General features: G+C 41.8%; 16 protein-coding genes. All 16 read left to right on the forward strand.

The features are described 5' to 3' along the window. Positions 1-65: 65 nt before the first annotated feature. Positions 66-413 (forward strand): histidine triad nucleotide-binding protein, encoded by a 348-nt coding sequence (locus Ga0466249_RS12645; protein ID WP_215829828.1) that lies wholly within the window; start codon positions 66-68, stop codon positions 411-413. Positions 414-501: 88 nt separating this feature from the next. Then, positions 502-678, forward strand: coding sequence for a 30S ribosomal protein S21 (rpsU, locus tag Ga0466249_RS12650; protein WP_215829829.1), 177 nt, complete (start codon positions 502-504; stop codon positions 676-678). Between the two features lie 21 nt (positions 679-699). Beyond that, on the forward strand, positions 700-1,152 hold the full coding sequence (locus Ga0466249_RS12655) for a GatB/YqeY domain-containing protein (RefSeq protein ID WP_215829830.1): 453 nt from the start codon (positions 700-702) through the stop codon (positions 1,150-1,152). 111 nt (positions 1,153-1,263) lie between these two features. Continuing rightward, positions 1,264-2,559, forward strand: a complete 1,296-nt coding sequence (locus tag Ga0466249_RS12660) for an NfeD family protein (RefSeq protein WP_215829831.1) — start codon at positions 1,264-1,266, stop codon at positions 2,557-2,559. A 23-nt stretch (positions 2,560-2,582) separates the two neighbouring features. Beyond that, the gene (floA, locus tag Ga0466249_RS12665; RefSeq protein WP_215829832.1) at positions 2,583-3,569 is read left to right on the forward strand and encodes a flotillin-like protein FloA; all 987 of its coding nucleotides are present in this window, start codon (positions 2,583-2,585) and stop codon (positions 3,567-3,569) included. 10 nt (positions 3,570-3,579) lie between these two features. After that, entirely contained in the window at positions 3,580-3,960 is a 381-nt protein-coding gene (locus Ga0466249_RS12670) for a hypothetical protein (RefSeq protein ID WP_215829833.1), read from the forward strand. Between the two features lie 110 nt (positions 3,961-4,070). Beyond that, positions 4,071-5,606: an ATP-binding protein gene (locus tag Ga0466249_RS12675; RefSeq protein WP_215829834.1), complete on the forward strand. Its 1,536-nt coding sequence runs from the start codon at positions 4,071-4,073 to the stop codon at positions 5,604-5,606. A 124-nt stretch (positions 5,607-5,730) separates the two neighbouring features. Then, positions 5,731-6,009: a sporulation protein YqfC gene (yqfC, locus tag Ga0466249_RS12680; RefSeq protein WP_215829835.1), complete on the forward strand. Its 279-nt coding sequence runs from the start codon at positions 5,731-5,733 to the stop codon at positions 6,007-6,009. An 11-nt stretch (positions 6,010-6,020) separates the two neighbouring features. Continuing rightward, entirely contained in the window at positions 6,021-7,205 is a 1,185-nt protein-coding gene (gene yqfD, locus Ga0466249_RS12685; RefSeq protein ID WP_215829836.1) for a sporulation protein YqfD, read from the forward strand. A 4-nt stretch (positions 7,206-7,209) separates the two neighbouring features. Next, positions 7,210-8,190, forward strand: coding sequence for a PhoH family protein (locus Ga0466249_RS12690; protein ID WP_246588681.1), 981 nt, complete (start codon positions 7,210-7,212; stop codon positions 8,188-8,190). 34 nt (positions 8,191-8,224) lie between these two features. Beyond that, the gene (locus tag Ga0466249_RS12695; protein WP_215829837.1) at positions 8,225-10,411 is read left to right on the forward strand and encodes an HD family phosphohydrolase; all 2,187 of its coding nucleotides are present in this window, start codon (positions 8,225-8,227) and stop codon (positions 10,409-10,411) included. Further along, on the forward strand, positions 10,371-10,787 hold the full coding sequence (gene ybeY, locus Ga0466249_RS12700) for an rRNA maturation RNase YbeY (protein ID WP_246588682.1): 417 nt from the start codon (positions 10,371-10,373) through the stop codon (positions 10,785-10,787). The genes Ga0466249_RS12695 and ybeY overlap by 41 nt, the downstream gene beginning before the upstream one ends. A 64-nt stretch (positions 10,788-10,851) precedes the next feature. Then, the gene (gene era, locus Ga0466249_RS12705) at positions 10,852-11,748 is read left to right on the forward strand and encodes a GTPase Era (protein ID WP_215829839.1); all 897 of its coding nucleotides are present in this window, start codon (positions 10,852-10,854) and stop codon (positions 11,746-11,748) included. Positions 11,749-11,928: 180 nt separating this feature from the next. Beyond that, positions 11,929-13,221, forward strand: coding sequence for a hemolysin family protein (locus Ga0466249_RS12710; RefSeq protein WP_215829900.1), 1,293 nt, complete (start codon positions 11,929-11,931; stop codon positions 13,219-13,221). A 55-nt stretch (positions 13,222-13,276) separates the two neighbouring features. Beyond that, the gene (gene recO, locus Ga0466249_RS12715; RefSeq protein ID WP_215829840.1) at positions 13,277-14,011 is read left to right on the forward strand and encodes a DNA repair protein RecO; all 735 of its coding nucleotides are present in this window, start codon (positions 13,277-13,279) and stop codon (positions 14,009-14,011) included. 33 nt (positions 14,012-14,044) lie between these two features. Then, the gene (locus Ga0466249_RS12720) at positions 14,045-14,488 is read left to right on the forward strand and encodes a DUF4342 domain-containing protein (RefSeq protein ID WP_215829841.1); all 444 of its coding nucleotides are present in this window, start codon (positions 14,045-14,047) and stop codon (positions 14,486-14,488) included. The last annotated feature ends 94 nt before the right edge of the window (positions 14,489-14,582 follow it).

The raw sequence follows: 14,582 nt of genomic DNA on the forward strand, positions 1-14,582 counted from the left end.
CCGAATTAAGTTATAAATGTAAGTCTTTATTACGTGTTCTTATTGAAGGGGGGTGTATCTGGCATATGCAGCAAGACTGTGTGTTTTGTAAAATTGTAAACAGGGAGATTCCTGCGGAGATTATCTATGAAGATGATCGCGTGTTAGCTTTTCCTGATATTCAACCAGCCGCTCCTATTCATATTCTCTTGATTCCAAAGAAGCATATTGCTAACATCCTGGAAGCGACAGAAGAAGACCAAGACCTTTTGAGGCATCTTTTGGCTACTGTGCCAATTATTGCGAAGCAAGTTGGCATGGATGAGGCCGGTTTTCGTACAGTAATAAACACGAAAGATAATGGCGGTCAGACAGTTCAGCACTTACATTTGCATATTCTTGGTGGGCGATTTATGACTTGGCCGCCAGGTTAAGATTGACAGTTGCTTGTGCCCTATTGTATAATATTCAGGTGTATATGAATGCACTTCCCGTAGGCTTGCGTGGAGGGAGGGAGATCAGATGGCAGAAATCAAGGTTGGTAAAAACGAAACACTGGAAAGCGCACTCCGCAGATTCAAGCGTTCCTGTCAAAAAGCCGGTGTTCTTTCTGAAGTAAGAAAACGTGAACATTATGAAAAACCTAGCGTCAAACGGAAGAAAAAGTCCGAAGCAGCGCGTAAAAGAAAGTTTAATTAGTGTTTCCGGAGGTATTGAGGAATGTCTCTTAAAGATAAGTTGACAGCCGACATGAAATCAGCGATGAAAGAGAAAGAAGCGGGAAAACTCAGACTTTCTGTGATTCGCATGGTTCGTGCCAATATCAAATACGCAGAAATTGAACAAAAAACCGAACTAACGGATGAACAAGTTCTGGACGTTTTGACTAAAGAGGTAAAAATGCGGCGAGATTCAATAGAGGAGTTTACAAAAGGTAATCGTCCCGAGTTGGTAGAAAATCTCGAACGTGAAATTGAAGTGTTAATGCACTATCTGCCCAAGCAGCTTAGCGAAGCGGAAATTCGTACTTTAGCTCAAGCTGCTGTTACCAAGTCCGGTGCTTCTACTGCCAAGGAAATGGGCAAAGTAATGGCTATCTTGATGCCTTCAGTGAAAGGTAAAGCAGATGGTAAACTCGTCAACACAATCGTGCGTGAATTGCTTCAATCATAAATACAATCCGGTGCTCATAACAGAGTACCGGATTTATTTGTGTCTAGGGTGACAGGAATGGTTTGAACCGGTGGCGAATAAACTAGGATATAAGGTCCTGAGGTGATAAAAATGAAGCGGATTTCTGTCATACTGAAAGTTTTTTGTCTAGTTATGATCCTGTGTGTGCCTTTTTCTGTCGTTAAGGCTCAAGGCCAGGTGACTGTAATTCGTTTAAATGGCGAAATTAATCCGAGTCAATTGGCGCTAATTCATCGTGCTTTTGGGGAAGCTACAGATAAACAGAGTGATGCCGTACTTGTTGAACTCGATACTTTTGGCGGACTCGTTGATTCAGCGACAAAAATACGTGATATTATTAGTGAAAGTCCTATTCCAACGATTTGTTTTGTGAAAAATCGGGCTTGGTCGGCAGGGGCCTTGATTGCTCTTGCTCATGGGCATATTATTATGGCGCCGGGAAGTAGTATTGGGGCGGCTGAACCGATTCCGACGACAGAGAAGACTGTAGCTGCTTTAAAAGCTGAGTTTTCGGCAACAGCAGACCGTAATGGTCGAGACGCAAATGCGGCAGCTGCTATGGTTGACAAGTCTCTAGGTTATGGTATTTATGCCCGACCGGGTGAAATTTTGGCTTTTACAGATAAGCAGGCTGTTGAGGCTGGGTTTGCTGAAGCTGTTCTGCCTGATCGGGCTACCGTGCTTAATCAGTATGGTTTGGGCCAAAGGCAAGTGGACGTTGCGGAAATGAATACGACGGAAAAGGCTGTTGGTTATCTGTCAGACCCACTTGTCAAAGGGTTCTTAGTCACACTGATTTTTCTGGCTATTTTAACGGAAATAAAAACAGCCGGTGTGGGGATTGCTGCCTTAATGGGACTGATTGCGGCAGCCGTATTGATGGGAAGCCAATTGCTTGTAGGTGCGACAGGCTGGATGCCAGCACTACTCTTTTTTGGTGGTGCGGCGCTCATTGTTCTTGAGCTATTTATTCCTGGATCAGCAATCTTTGGTATCAGTGGTATGCTTATGATGTTTGGCGGACTATTTTTGGTATTAGGCGGGGACGGTTTTGCTGTCGAGTATTTAGCAAGCAGTCTTATTTTGGCTTTGGTGATTTTCGCTTTCATTGTCAAAAAGCTGCCAACAAGTAAACTTTGGTCGCGATTTGTGTTGAAAAATCAGGCTAAGACAGCGGATGGCTATACATCTTCTTTGGATTATTCAGCCCTTGTGGGCAAAGAAGGTATCGCTGTTACGCCATTACGTCCGGCAGGTACGGTGATGATTGAAGGGAAACAAGTGGATGTCGTGTCAGAGGGACAGTACATTGCCGTTCATGAACCCATTGTCGTTGTCAGTGTATCAGGACGACGGATTGTTGTTGAAATCGTTTCGCATTCGTGATTTACAAATGAGGAGGTTATGATATGGGGAGTTTAATCGTGTCGTTACTGTTATTAGTTGTTGTGGCTTTTGCAGTGGTTTTGTTTTTGCATTTTGTGCCCTTGGGGCTTTGGATTTCGGCTATGGCCGCAAAGGTGGAAGTGGGGATCTTTACGTTAATTGGCATGCGGTTACGTCGTGTTCCGCCCGCAGCTATTGTTTTACCGCTAATTAAAGCGAATAAGGCAGGAATTGAAGTGAATGCCAATCAACTTGAAGCCCATTTTCTGGCTGGCGGGAATGTAGATCGTGTCGTCGATGCACTGATCGCTGCGCAGCGCGCTGAGATTCCCCTGCCTTTTACTCGTTCAGCAGCAATTGATTTGGCTGGACGGGATGTATTGGAAGCTGTGCAAATGAGTGTTAACCCAAAAGTCATTGAGACGCCTGTTATTTCTGCTGTGGCAAAAAACGGGATTGAGCTCAAAGTCAAAGCCCGCGTTACAGTGAGGGCGAATATTGATCGCTTAGTGGGTGGTGCTGGCGAGCAGACTATTATTGCCCGTGTTGGCGAAGGGGTTGTTACAACAGTCGGTTCTTCTGTGGATCATAAGGATGTACTGGAAAATCCCGATCATATTTCAAAGACTGTTTTATCTAAAGGGCTTGATGCAGGAACAGCTTTTGAGATACTCTCAATTGATATTGCCGATGTAGATGTAGGGCGTAATATTGGTGCGCAGCTTTTGACAGATCAGGCTGAGGCTGAGAAACGTATTGCTCAGGCCCGGGCTGAAGAACGGCGGGCTATGGCTGTGGCTAAGGAACAGGAAATGAAGGCTTTTACGCAAGAAATGCAGGCCAAGGTTGTGGAAGCTCAGGCTGAAGTGCCTCATGCTATGGCCCAAGCTCTTAAAGAGGGGCATTTAGGTGTAATGGACTATTATAATTTAAATAACGTACTCGCTGATACGCAAATGCGCGAGACCATTGCCAAAACAGGTGCACCCAGCCCGACAGAAAAGAAATAGGGGGTAGCTGATGGATATCATTTGGGTTTTTCTATTAATGGCATTGCTTTATGGATTGCCTGAATTATTGCGAAAGAAGCAGCGTAAAACATATGACTATCCAAAGGTTCCTAAGAAAACTCCGTTACCAGAGCCGCTTCCGATGGACGACTCTGCGCGAGTTGTGACAGCTTATGAGGCAAGAGAGACGTTGCAGCCTACCATCATGATTGCTGAAAAAAAAGTGGAGCCTAAGTCAACCAATCGTTCGCAAGTAGAAATGCTTTCAACGAAGGTGGTTGATGAAAATTCAGCTATTACTTCATCGGAAGTTGCAACAGGCATTGTATGGGCCGAAATTTTAGCTAAACCTAAACTTGTCAGACCTTATGGATCATTTAAAGCGCGTTAGAATGAATTTGAAAATGCCGCTCACTTTTAACAAAAGTTGGGCGGCATTTTTTTTCGATTTTTGCACAAAATAACAAGCAAAGATTTATTATGAGAAAATGGGGTGAAAGCATGGAATCGCATTATCGCGGTAGACTTACCTATGCCAAAGGCACGTATGTTGAATTTGTAGTCGCCCCTCATGAACAGGTCGATTTTGGTGATATCTTAGTTGTTGAAGGAAAAGGTGAGGAGCGATTTTACATTCGCGCCTATGATTTTAAGGTGAAATCGCGCTGGTCGGGTTTGAATGGTGTCAATTATCTGATGAGTAAACTGAATGCCGATGGACAGGTGGAAAATCAAGATGAACTGGATTTCTATCTTGGGGGCAATCATACGATAAAACTAGGTATGGCTGAACAACTATGTTATGCTGATGATAAGGGCCAATTGTATAATCCTAAAACATGTCCTGATTTTTTTGCTGAAGTTCGCTCGCTAGGTAATCAAGATACGGCATTATTGGCTGAAATGAAGGGTGATTTGGAAGTTGGCTATTTGAAAGGCGGACGCGGTGTTTTAGAGCTGCCTGTAGGTATTTATGGTTCAAAATCTATTACAGAACATATGGGGATTTTTGGTACGACAGGGTCAGGTAAAAGCAATCTTGTCAAGGTACTAGCAAGTTCCGTCATGAATAATAAGCAGTATGGTCTGCTTATTTTTGATGTGCATAATGAGTATTATGATGCTTTAGCGCAGCATCCTTTTGCTCATGAGCGATTGTGTGTTTATAATACGCAACCTCATACTTCCGATGTCACAAAGCTTACTGTTAATTTTGCTGAGATGGAACCAGACGATGTTACTGCTTGTGCGACATTTAGCGAAGTGCAGCTTGATGCTCTTTATAAATTGGCAGCAGTTTGGCAGGATCATTGGATGGACTATGTATTAAAATATGAAACAGAAGATATTATTGATGAATTAAAAGGTTGTACAGGGCAAAAATTTCAGCCACGAACAATTAGTAAAATCAAAAGTATCTGTTGGAATTTGCAACAAGAACTGAATATGAAGCTCGATGAATCATCTGTTATGGCGAAACTGCTTAGTGACATTGAAGCAGGCAAGATTGTTCTTGTGGAACTCAAAAATACTTCTTCCATTGGGGAGCAGGCTCTCGCAACACTGGTGTCGAAAAAATTATTGCAACATCATGCCAAGAGTTTGGAGCAGGATATGGCTAAGTTGCGTCCTGTACTGATTGTTCTTGAAGAAGCGCATCGTTTTTTAGGCAAAAAAGAGCATGCATCAAATAATGTATTTGCCCAGCTTGTTAGCGAAGCCCGTAAGTTTAATATGGGACTCTGTGTTGTTGATCAGCAACCCCGCTTGCTTGCTGATAAGGTACTGTCGCAGCTCAATACCTTGTTCATCTTAGGTTTGGCTTCCCGGGCTGATCGTAGTAAGATTGAAACAATGTGTCGTAAAGACATTTTGCAGCAACGTAATGAAATTAAAAATTTAGATTGTGGTGAAATGATTGTGGCTACAAACTATATGCGCTTTGCAGCGCCAGTAAAGGTTCATAAATTCGAGGATTTTATTACACGAGATGTTTCTTTTCCGATGGAGCAGTTGCCTATGCTTTGTGTACAGTAACAGGTTTTATCGCTTTACCTTTGGCTATTAGTCAGCATGAATGTAGCGTGCGAGCTATATTCATGCTGATTTCTTGTCTTAAACCCTTTGTTATGACATACATATGGTATGAGGGGGGAAAAGAATGGGCCGAAATAAAAAAAATAATTTACTCGTACTTGCGAATTTACTCGAATTGCCAGATGATATTGTTCTTGATTTACCCCGCATGACAATGCTTGGCAATAAGCAATTACTTGTGGAAAATCATAAGGGGATTATTGAATATTCCACTGTTCTTGTAAGAATTAAGCTCAGTCAAGGTACCCTCATTATTCATGGTGAACAACTGTCTCTAGGAAATTTACAACAAGAACAAATTCTTGTTGAAGGAATTATTAAGCTTGTTCAATATGACTTGTAGGGGGAAAGAAAGTGCTTCTCACAAGACTGGGTAATTATTTTGGCGGTATTGTTTATATCAGAATACAAGGTATTATTCCGGAAAAATTTGTTAATTTATGTTTAGCAAATAATATTTTGCTCTGGAATGTTATCAAACGGGAGCAAGATCTCTATGCCTACATCCGGTTAGGTGATTTCTTTGTTATTCGTCCTCTTGTGAAGATCAGTCAAACAAGAGTAGAAGTCTTGGGATATAACGGTTTTCCCTTCTTTTTAAAAAAAATGAAACATCGTAAAATGCTTGTCATTGGTGCATTATTATTTTGTTTTCTACTTGATTACTGCTCAGCTTTTGTGTGGTTTGTTGATGTGCAGGGTTTACAGAATTTATCGAAAAGTGAAGTGCTTCGTATTGCCTATGAGCAGGGGCTGAGGGTGGGAAGTAAGAAAGACACGATCGAGCAGAAGAATGTTGAAAACACCTTGTTACTTACCGTTCCAGAGATAGCTTGGGTCTCGGTCCATTTTATGGGAACACGGGCTGTCATTGAAGTGGTGGAGAAGACGTTTCCCAAAGAAGAATCAAAAGAGCCGGCTCATGTCGTGGCTGATAAAGATGGCGTGATTACGGAAATGATCGTTGTGGCTGGGCAGGGTGTGGTTAAAAAGGATGATACTGTAAAGAAGGGGGATATCCTCATTAAGGGAGAAAGTTCCTTAGGATTCACACCCGGGATAAGAGCTTCAGGTATTGTTAAAGCCAAGGTATGGTACGAAAGCTATGGTGAAGATTGGCTTGTTCGCTTAGTGCCACAGCGTACAGGAAATAGAGTCTCGTCATTTAAACTTACTCTTGGCAATGAGCAGTTTGTTTTAAAGCGAGTCGATGAACTGCCCTTTGCTACGTATGACACAGAGGTTTCAATCAAAAAAATTCCGTGGTGGAGGAATAATACGCTTCCTGTCGAATCTACTATGCAGGTCTTTTACGAGACTTTGCCGGTTTTGCTTGAAAAAAGCCGTGAAGCATGTTTGGAAGAAGCCAAGCGTCAAGCCTTAGCTGCCCTTACTGAACAGATACCAAAAAATGCACAAATTTTAACGCGCAACATCGAAGTGATGTCACTCGATGAACCCAATGTAGTGCGTGTAAAGATCCGTGTAGAAGCTATTGAGAATATTGGAAAAATCCTAACGATTGTACAGGGAGGCTAAGTTATTGCCACAGGAAGAAATCAATAACCCTATTGAAAGACGAATTGATTTTGCTGATCATCAGGAGGCATTAAGTATTTTGGGCCGGAATGATGAATATTTACAAATACTTCAAGAGAATTTTTCGAGTCAAATTACAACGCGCGGCGATCAGCTGGTTCTTTTGGGCGAAACTGCAGAAGTTGATCAGATTTATCAGCTAGTTTCTGAGCTTTTATTTTTACATAGAGGTGGTAACTTTATTACTGTTCATGATGTGAAATATAGTTTGGGTATGGTGAAGGCTTCTAATGGTGATAAGCTCCATGCCCTTTACGCTGACACGGTTTTAGTAACGTCCCGTGGCCGTTCTGTCAAACCAAAAACATGGGGCCAACTTGGGTATCTTGAATTCATCCGTCACCATGAAATTACATTTGGCATTGGTCCTGCGGGGACAGGAAAAACCTATTTGGCTGTTGCTATGGCTGCTCAGGCATTAAAAACAAAAAAAGTGGAAAAAATCATATTATCTCGACCTGCTGTAGAGGCTGGTGAAAAGCTAGGTTTTTTGCCAGGTGATTTGCAGGAAAAGGTAGATCCTTATTTGAGGCCCTTGTATGATGCCTTGTATGATATTTTAGGCAGCGATACGGTTCAAAAATTTATGACCAAAAATATCATTGAAGTAGCACCGCTTGCTTATATGCGGGGACGGACGCTGGAAGATGCTTTTATTATTTTGGATGAAGCTCAAAATACAACAGTGCCGCAAATGAAGATGTTTTTAACGCGTCTTGGGTTCGGATCGAAAATGGTTATTACAGGTGATCTTACGCAAATTGATCTGCCTAAAGGACAGCGTTCTGGTCTTGCTCAAGCTTGTACGATTCTGAAAGGGGTCAAGGGAATTGCTGTAACTGAATTTGGTGAAACGGATGTGGTACGTCACGAAGTGGTGGCTCGCATTATTCGGGCCTATGAAGAGTTCGAAAACCACCAATAGAAGAGTGATTCAATAACTCGCTTGGAGGAAATGAATGATTTCTACAAATAGTCGGTTGTGTGACTTATTTATGCAGCCAGGTAGTATTTACGCTAGACCTGTTTTTCGGCGAATCGTTTTGGTTTTGGCCTTTTTTAGCCTGTTTGTCATTTTGTTATCGACAGATTTTATTCCTGATAAAGTTTTTTTTGAAGTTGGACAAATTAGCGACCGCGATATCTTAGCGCCTCGTTCTGTTTCCTATGTCAATACAGTCAAAACGAAGCAGTTAGAATCGGAAGTCATGGCAAGCGTTGTGAGTGTGTATGATCTGGATAAGGCGGTCATTACGACAACAGAAAATGATTTAAAAAACTTATTCCAGATGGCGCAGGCTGTGGTTCGTGACAAACAGCTGACAGATGGAGAGAGACTGGACAAGGTACAAGGGACTGTAGCGAATGCTCTACCGACTTCACTACTTACCATGCTGATTAACACGGATGAACAGTCGCTTATGAACTGTCAAGAATTTGTTGCGCCACTGATACATAAGTATTTGCAGCGGGGGATCCGAGAAGATGAGTTGGAGCTCACGCGTAAACAGATTGTTCTGGAGATTAATGAAGCAAATTTATCAAAAGATAATAAATTGCTAGCCAGTGCTTTGACAGAGGCCTTGCTTAAACCGAATTTTGTACTGAATCTCAAAGAAACGGATAAGCGTAAGCAAAGTGCGTTGGCCAGTATTGATCCTGTGCGCGATACAGTCAAAAAAGGCCAGGTTCTCGTCAGACGGGGCGATGTTGTGACGGCGGAACAGATTCGTGCCTTGGAAGAATTGGGTCTGTCTAAGGGACAGGCAAATGAGTTAAGAATTTTTGGACTGAGTATTTTTGTGCTTGTCATTATGGCGCTAGAAATGACTTTTCTTCACTTGTTTGTTCGGTCCGTTTTTGACAATGATTCCGATCTTGTCTTGTTAGGTCTTGTTGTTCTTGTGACTTTGCTCGTGGGGAAAATCGCTCACTACTATTCGGACTTTGCTGCTCCCATGGCTGTTGGGGCTCTGCTTGCCACTCTGTTAGTTGATCGTCGGCTGGGATTGTCTGTGAGCATTACGCTGGGTCTTTTCTTCGGCGTCATTGTGGATCATGACTTACGTGCCGTTGTGACGGCTTTAATTGGCAGTATTACGGGAGTATACTGTGTTTCTCGTCCTGTTGAGCAGTATACTTTGCCTAAGACGGGCCTGTGGATTGCTGCTATTCAGTTCATTGTTATTGGTGCTACAGGTCTCGTGGAACAATTGGATAGTACGGAACTTTTTATTCAATGTGTGTTAGGTGCATTTAGCGGTATAGCAGCCTCTATTATAACGATTGGTATTTTGCCTTATCTTGAAAATCTGTTTAATATTACAACGGCATCGAAGTTGCTTGATTTAGCCCGGCCTAATCATCCGTTATTACGGCAACTCTTGCTTGAAGCGCCGGGAACGTATCATCATAGTATACTTGTAGGTAACCTAGCTGAGACAGCCGCTGCCGAAATTGGCGCTGATCCTGTACTTTCCCGCGTAGGGGCTTATTACCATGATATTGGCAAAATCAAGCGACCTTACTTTTTTGTGGAAAATCAGGGCGGGGGTGAAAATCCCCATGAGAAAATAGCACCTTCTTTAAGTACACTCATTGTCACATCACATATAAAAGATGGCAGTGATTTGTGTCGTGAATACAAAATTCCTGAGCGTATTATTGATGTAGTACAACAACATCATGGTACGACACTCGTATCCTATTTTTATCATTTGGCGACAGAAAATGATCATAGTGAGTGTATTATTGAATCTGATTTTCGTTATGAAGGTCCACGGCCTCAATCGAAAGAAGCAGCGCTGATTATGCTTGCAGATAGCTGTGAAGCTGCTGTACGGTCGATTTCTAAACCAAATGTTAATCGGATTGAAGCGACAGTTCGTAAAATTGTCAAACAGCGTCTTCATGATGGTCAACTGGACGAATGCAATTTGACGCTGCGTGACTTAAATAGTATTGGCGATGTGTATATTCGCGTCCTGTCAAGCATGTTTCATAAGCGAATTGAATACCCCGACATGAAAGATTTTGAAAGGAGAAAGATAAAGAATGGAAATCAATGTAAGCAGCTTGTTGTCCGAGGTGACAGTATTGCCTGCGATGGAGGAGACAGTTCGGACCGTTTTACAAAAAGCAGCTGAATTGTATGGATTGAGTCAGGCCGCAGAAGTCAGTGTAGCCCTATGTGACGATGCAACCATTCATCAGCTGAATCGTGATTTTCGCAAGGTCGATCGTCCGACAGATGTACTCTCTTTTGCTTTAAATGAAGGGGAGGAGCCTGAAATTGTTGATGGTCCGGCTGAAGAGCTTTTAGGTGATATTATTATTTCTGTTGACACATTAACAAGGCAAGCTGAGGAATATGGACATAGCCTTGAACGGGAATTGGCTTATCTGACGATTCATGGTTTTTTGCACCTTATGGGGTATGATCATGAAACAGAGGACGATAAACTTGAAATGCGCAAAGAAGAAGAGGTTGTTTTAAGTGCCTTAGGGATGAACCGATCATGAAATAATGTGTCACAAATTAATTATTATGGCCAATATGGCCTAACTTTTAGGAGGCTTTGCTAAATTGAAAGAATCGTCAGCTTTTCGCTCGGGATTTGTTGCCGTTATTGGCCGCCCCAATGTGGGAAAATCCACCCTTGTGAATAGTATTATTGGTCAAAAAATTGCCATTATGAGTGATAAGCCGCAAACGACACGTAATAAAATCATGTGTGTATTAACAGCTGAGGACTATCAGATGCTTTTTGTTGATACACCTGGAATTCATAAGCCAAAACATAAGCTGGGTGAGTTTATGGTCAAGGCTGCGGAGTCGACGCTAAAAGAAGTGGATGCCGTCTTATTTGTTGTGGATGCAACAGAAAAACTCGGTGCTGGGGAACATTATATTATTGAACATCTCAAGGAGATTAAGACACCCGTATTTTTGGTTGTCAATAAAATTGATTTAATTAGTAAGACTGCATTACTGCCTATCATAAGCAGCTATCAGACGCAGTATCCTTTTCAGGCCATTGTCCCTGTATCAGCGAAGGATAAAATTAATTTGGACAAGTTGTTGGGGGAAATTCAAAAATTTCTGCCTGTTGGGCCAAAATATTTTCCTGATGACATGATCACGGACCAACCGGAGCGCTTGATTATTGCGGAACTGATTCGTGAAAAAGCTTTGCACTTGACAAGAGAAGAAATTCCTCATGCGATTGCTGTGGATATTGAAGAGATTGCCTCACGACCCAATGATCAAATTTATGTACGGGCTGTTATTTATGTGGAGCGCGATTCGCAAAAGGGGATTATTATTGGTACGGGCGGAAAACTTTTAAAGCAGATTGGTCAGCAAGCCCGCCTGGATGTGGAAAATCTACTCGGATCGAAGTGCTATCTTGATCTTTGGGTAAAGGTGAAAAAGGATTGGCGCAATCGTGATTCTATTCTAAGATCTTTAGGGTATGAGTAATCATGCCTTTTTTTCTTCTCTTTATTGACCATAGCAGTGCAAAATGCTATCATCTTGTTAAGAGGGAATACATATTAGAAGTCATGATATTTGAGCGAATTGTCATGAAAAATTTGGGAGAGATGCTCTATCGATGGTATAGATGGTCCATTATTTAGTCTTATCAAACTGGCTGCAGCGATTTGTTTAGTCTTAATCAATGGATTTTTTGTGTTAGCGGAGTTTGCATTGGTAAAAATTCGTAAAACACGGTTGCAAGAACTGATTCATCAGGGAGATAAACGAGCTGAACTGGCTATGAATATTGTATCCACCTTGGATACGTATTTAGGTGCAACACAGCTTGGAATTACGTTGGCTTCACTAGCATTAGGGTGGCTGGGAGAATCTACTATATCGGCGCTCCTTGAACCGATTATTAACCAGTATTTTTCTGGGTCTACCTTATTGCATAGTACCATTAGTATTACTTTAGGTTTTCTTATAATTACTTTTTTACATATTGTTATTGGTGAACTTGTACCCAAATCAATTGCAATTCAACGGACGGAACAAATGGCCATGTTTGTTGTTTGGCCTTTATATATTTTTCATAAAATCGGGTTCCCAGTCATCATTTTATTTGAACGCGCTGCCAATGCGATTTTAAGTCTCATTGGTATTCCAAAAGCACATGAAGCGAATTTGGCTTTGTCTGAAGAAGAACTCCGGCTTATTGTCAGTGCTAGCACGCGTGGTGGTGTGTTAGATAAGATGGAAAGTGAGTTAATTGACAATGTCTTTGATTTTGCAGACCGCACGGCCCGCGAAGTCATGGTTCCTCGCCAGGATATGGTGTGTTTATTTATGGAAGATTCTTTAGAAGAGAATATGAAGGTTGTTAGAGAAACAAGTCATACTCGTTACCCCCTTTGTTCGGAAGATAAGGATCATGTACTTGGAATGGTTCATTTGCGTGACATCATGGAGCTTGATGTAGAGCACAATGGTTCGAGGGATTTGCATTCTCTTATGAGGGAAATTCTTGTTGTTCCTGAAGGATTATCTGTGGCAAGTGTGCTGCAAATTATGAAGAAAAAGCGTACCCATTTGGGTGTGGTTATTGATGAATTTGGTGGAACAGCCGGTCTTGTAGCGATGGAAGACGTGTTGGAAGAGATTGTGGGAAACATTCAAGATGAACATGATGAGGAAGAAGGGCTGGAAATTCAGCGTTTGTCTGACAATAGTTATGAATTTGATGGTCGTGTTTTGTTGGAAGATGTTGCAGAGCTACTTCATATTGAATTAGAAGAACATCAAGAAGATACGATTGGTGGCTATATGTTTGGGCATCTTGGACGACGCCCAGAACTGAACGATAAAATTATATTTGGCAATTATGAGTTTTCTATTTTGGCTGTCGCTGGATTTCGCATTGTACGGGTTAGGGCCAGTTTAATTGATAATTCTGCAGAATTTAGACAAGAATAAGATGTAAAGGGATGAGTGACATGAACTTTCATGCACCAACCAGTGTGAATCTCTAATGGCCTTATTACAGACGGAAGGGTTTATCCTGAATTGTAAAAACGTAGGTGATGCAGACAGACTCATTACGTTTTTATCTATTGATCAGGGCATGATGAAGTTATTTGCGCGTAATGTTCGTCGCGCCAAGAGTCCTTTAAGCGGTTTGTTGCAACCCTTTGTTCATGTTGAAATTTTTTATACGCAAGGAAAAAGTTGTTCCTTGCGGCAGTGCACGATGATTGAACCTTTTTACCTGCTAAGAGAAGATTTAACCATTATGGCTTATGCTTCTGTTGTGGCGGAACTGGTTATTCAGTTTTGGCCGGAAGGTGAGGGCGATGGGGGCCTAGTTGAATTTGTTGCACAGGTATTTCATGTAATTGGCGAAAAAAATCCCCGTCTTGTTGCTTTAGCAGCCAGTTGGCAATTGTTAGTGATGGCTGGGTTTGCGCCTGAACTCACTGTCTGTGTTCATTGTGGCAATCAGGTGGCTATGCATGACACTTACTTGTTTTCGCCATCTGCAGGGGGGGTATGCTGTACAAAGTGTGCGACAGCAGAGGCCGCAGAGCTTCCCTCATCTACCTTTATCTTACTAAAAAAACTCATAACGCTTGATTGGAAGCACCCTGATTCTTTTTCTGTTACAGGGAGTGATTTGATGCAGGTGGAGAAAATATTTCTTGATTATCTGTTGTGTCATTCGGATCAACCATTGAAATCTTTAGCTTTTATTCATAGTATTGCTTAGCTAGCTCAATAAGAAAATATAGGAGGCATGATCATGGAAGAAGTAACATTGGAAAAGATTGACATACTTCGTTCGCGGACAAATGTGAGTTACAAAGAGGCCAAGGAAGCGTTAGAACTTCATCATGGCAATGTTATTGAGGCGCTCATTGATCTTGAGAAAAATCAGGGCGAGAGCCAATCGCATTGGACAGAAGAGTTTACGGTCAAGTCTAGTGAAGCTATTGATAAGGTGAAGGAACTCATCAAACAAGGCAATGTTCATCGCATACGTATAAAAAGTGATGATAAAGTGATTGCTGAAATTCCTGTGTATGTGGGTGCTATTGGGGCGTTACTTGTTCCGCAAATGGCATCGTTAGGCTTTATGGCGGCATTATTTAAAAAATGCACCATTGAAGTGATCAGGAAAGAGGATATTGTTGATGTAGAGCCGACGGAGGAGACCAGAGACGGCGAAGAAGAGCCGAAATTATAAGACGTGGCTTGCATTTTACGTGAAAATTGGGTACACTATCAATAGATTGATATATGCTAAGCGATGATAGAAAGAGTAGTCTAGTGAAAAAAAA

Source organism: Pelorhabdus rhamnosifermentans (assembly GCF_018835585.1).
GTDB lineage: Bacteria > Bacillota > Negativicutes > UMGS1260 > UMGS1260 > Pelorhabdus > Pelorhabdus rhamnosifermentans.